Source organism: Streptomyces sp. NPDC000941 (assembly GCF_053599555.1).
In genome coordinates this window covers 1-3265 of record NZ_JBSFMM010000457.1, presented here as the reverse complement: position 1 = coordinate 3265, position 3265 = coordinate 1, and the positions used below count along the sequence as shown (strand labels likewise).

At 71.1% G+C, this 3265-nt stretch carries 3 protein-coding genes and 1 pseudogene; 1 reads left to right on the top strand and 3 read right to left on the bottom strand.

Features of this window, described 5'->3' with window-relative positions; translation table 11 throughout:
* Positions 1-205 precede the first annotated feature (205 nt).
* Positions 206-883 (bottom strand): L-2-amino-thiazoline-4-carboxylic acid hydrolase, encoded by a 678-nt coding sequence (locus tag ACWDSL_RS52610; protein ID WP_450496790.1) that lies wholly within the window; start codon positions 881-883, stop codon positions 206-208.
* A 304-nt stretch (positions 884-1187) separates the two neighbouring features.
* On the opposite strand from ACWDSL_RS52610, the gene ACWDSL_RS52605 reads away from it, so the two are divergent.
* Positions 1188-1448: a YciI family protein gene (locus ACWDSL_RS52605; RefSeq protein WP_450496788.1), complete on the top strand. Its 261-nt coding sequence runs from the start codon at positions 1188-1190 to the stop codon at positions 1446-1448.
* A gap of 78 nt (positions 1449-1526) precedes the next feature.
* On the opposite strand, the gene ACWDSL_RS52600 is transcribed toward ACWDSL_RS52605, so the two are convergent.
* Together ACWDSL_RS52600 and ACWDSL_RS52595 are read right to left on the bottom strand one after the other, a co-directional pair.
* Positions 1527-2111: a TetR/AcrR family transcriptional regulator gene (locus tag ACWDSL_RS52600; RefSeq protein WP_450496787.1), complete on the bottom strand. Its 585-nt coding sequence runs from the start codon at positions 2109-2111 to the stop codon at positions 1527-1529.
* Between the two features lie 41 nt (positions 2112-2152).
* Positions 2153-3265: pseudogene (locus ACWDSL_RS52595) on the bottom strand (hypothetical protein); the annotation flags it as partial.

Below are 3265 nucleotides of genomic sequence, written 5' to 3'. Positions count from 1 at the left end.
ATCAGTCCGTACTGGGCGGACACTTGGGTCTGCTCCACCTCCACCTGCCCCCGCGCGGCGTTAGCGGCGTTATCTGTGGCCTGCCACAACACTTGGCTCCTCTCGGTAATGCGGCCCCACCACTATGCGGCCGAATTCCCGAGAAAGTAAGTCTTGACTTACTTGGGCGGATCGGCCCTCAAAAGCTACCGACCCGGGACGTCGCTCAGGGCGCGGTGCGGGTGAAATGGAACGGGCAGGTGGCGCCGCCCAGGCCGATGGTGGTGGCACGGTCGAAGCGGAACCCGTGCCTTTCCGGGTCGATCGCCTCGATCCAGTTCCCGTCGAACGCACACATGACGGGCGTCAGTTCACTGGCGGAATTCGCCGCGAGCACTTCGTGGTAGAAGCAGCGGTGAATGTCCAGCAGATATCGCTGATCGTCGTCGGCGGGGCGCTGAAAGGTGAAGGTCTTGCCGAAGGCGTACTCCTCGCGGGCCTTCGACACGTCCACCATCGCCCGGAACGGATCCGGCGCGGCGTCCAGCATGGCCCGGGTGCTCGCGTAAACCGCCTCGCCGAGCGGTTCGACCAGCGCGTTCCGTACCGCGCGGGTGGCGGCGTCGCGGCCCAGCCGCGGGAGCAGCTTTTCGTACGCCGCGACCACCGCGAGGGTGATGCGGAGGTTGTAGCGCGAGGGCTCGTCGACGGCCATATGCGCGTTCGCCGCTTCCAGCTCCGCGTGCCGCTCACGCATCGCGGAGACGAGTTCGCCGGGCGGCAGTGCCTGCTTTTGCAGCGTGGCGGAGATGTGGTCGAAGAAACCGGCGATCAGCAGCGCTGTGTCGTGTTCGGGATCGGGAACGTAGTCGCCGTCGGTCATTTCGAATGGGTCGGTGGTCACGAATGGTCCTTTCGGGACGGGCTCGGTCCCGAGAACGACCTGACAACGCGCCGCAGGGCGGAGCCGGGCCGTGCTCGCGACGAGCGAGCACGCCGACGCGCTCCACCGACCGACCTGGCGTCGACGAACCTCATGGATTCTGTCGCCGCGATCGTCGCACAGGCGCGGGCGGAGTGTCGAACGACCCGTCAGGCGCCCCGCGTCAGCCGCCCGTGTATCAGCTGATACAGCCCGCCCGGCCGCGCCGACGATACGTTCCGCCGGACAACAACGAGTCCGGACAACACCGAGAAGGGACGGCCCCATGCTGGTCGTAGAACTCGCCTTCGCCCCCGCCCCCGAACGCCTGGCCGCCCGCCCCGCCCACCGCGAACGCCTCACCGCCCTGCGCGAGGCGGGCGAACTGGTGACGGCCGGGCCGTGGGCGGACGACACGGGCGCGCTCCTCGTCCTCGACGTGGACCGGGAGCGCCTGGACCGGATCCTGGAGGCGGATCCGTACTACGGCGTGGCGGGGGTCGAGGTGGTACGGGTGCGGGAGTGGACGCCGGTGGTCGGGCCGTAGAGCCGCCGGGCGGGGGTTCGGACCCGGGCGGTTCAGCCCGGGCTGTTCGGGGCCAGGGCGGTTCGGACCCCGGGCGGCTCAGGGCCCGGCGATGACCGTGGTCACGACCTTGCGGACGGCGTCGGCCTCGGGCGGGGTACCCTTCCGGTCGGCGAACAGCAGATGCGCGGCCCCGATCAGCGTGGGGGCGAGCGTGTCGAGGTCCGCGTCCGCCGCGATACGCCCCAGGTCGCGCTCGGCGGCGAGGTAGCCGGCGACCATGGCCGCCGCCTCGGTCAGCACCGGGAGCCCGGTCGTCGGCCGGGCCTCGCGCAGCCGGGCGCGCAGGTCGTCGCGGGAGATGACGAGGCCGACGACGGCCACGGCGACCGACTCGAACAGCTCCATCAGCGCGCGGGTGAGGTTGTCGGCGACGGTGCCGGTCCCGGCGGACCCGCGCAGGGCGGCGGCCTGGTGGTCGAGCCGGGCGATGCGGTCGAGCACGAGCTCGGCGAGGAAGGCGTCGAAGTCGGCGAAGTGCCGGTGCAGGACCCCCTTGGCGCAGCCCGCCTCCGTGGTGACCGCCCGGCTGGTCAGCGCGCTGGGCCCGTCCCGCAGGAGTACGCGCTCGGCGGCGCCGAACAGCTGCTCGCGCGCATCGCGCAGGGCCACCCCGGTCGGCATGGACCGCACCCCCTTCTCGCCTCGGGGGGACTGTACCGTTCCTAAGCTGATTGGCCAGTATTGGCTGTACCGGGCATTCCGAACAGCTTGAGTTGCTGGTCGTGGATGCTGGGCCCCCGAACGGTGTTGGGGCCCTGGGGCGGGTGCTTTCCGGGTGGGCGCGCTCGCGTCTGACGCACCGCGGGGGTGCTGCGCGAGGTCCGTGCCGGAGCTGTCCGCTCCGTGCGGTCTGAGGTGTGGTGACTCGACGCTGCGGGGGCGGTTGTCCCGGTGCGATCCTCCGGTCGCACGGCCCCTGTCTCAGCACGCCGCAAGGCGGTGGTGGCAGGGGTTTGGCGGGGTCCGTCATGCCTGCGTCGGGCCCTACGGCCCAGACCGCGTCTGCCGACGACCACCGCGGCGGCATGATGCCCGCTCACGGCGGTGGCCGAGCTGGTGGAAGTCTGCTCCTTCAAGGGGTTCAGCCAGTGCTGGGCGCCCCATTTACTCGTGTACGCCGGGTCGACCGCGATCACGGAGAGTCCGGCGTGGTGGGCCATCCCGGACAGGCGGTCACGGAACTTGGCCGTCGGGATCCCCGCCACCATGCGGCGGAAAGCCCTGCCGCGCCGCCCACGGCCCAGCTTCTCCCGCCCGGTGGCGCGGGCGTCAGCGAAGTCCAGGTTCTCGATCACCAACGCCGCACACTCATGCCGCTGGGCGAGGTGCAGGAGCTGGGAGGTTGCCGCGCGCAAGCGTGCGTCGCGGGTGGTGGCCGGCAGTCCGGACAGTTCCAGAGGGATCGTGTGGGGAGCGCCGACGGGATTGCCACAGGGATCCAGGACCCAGGCGGCCAGGTGATCGGCGTTCACATCCACAGCGAGCACCGCATGCCGGCGCAGCGTCTCAAGGGCCGGGGCCGGGGCGGTCTGGCCCTTGGCGGTGGTGGACCAGGAGGCATCCAGGTACCAGCGTCCGCGGGCCGGGTCGTAGGTGATGTCATAGCGGACCGAGGCGCCCGAGGCGATCCGGTCCGCGCACTGCGCGCCCCGGTGGCTGAAGTTCGCCGCCGCATCCAGCACATAACGCCCGCGCGGGGCGTTGGCGTACGCCTGGCGCAGGGGACCGGGCAGCACCATCGCGATCGTGCCGTCGGCGGGGTCGATGCCGATGGT

Coding starts and splice junctions, on each gene's coding strand:
- ACWDSL_RS52605 (WP_450496788.1), top strand. CDS start 1,188: ATGCTGGTCGTAGAACTCGCCTTCGCCCCCGCCCCCGAACGCCTGGCC.
- ACWDSL_RS52600 (WP_450496787.1), bottom strand. CDS start 2,111: ATGCCGACCGGGGTGGCCCTGCGCGATGCGCGCGAGCAGCTGTTCGGC.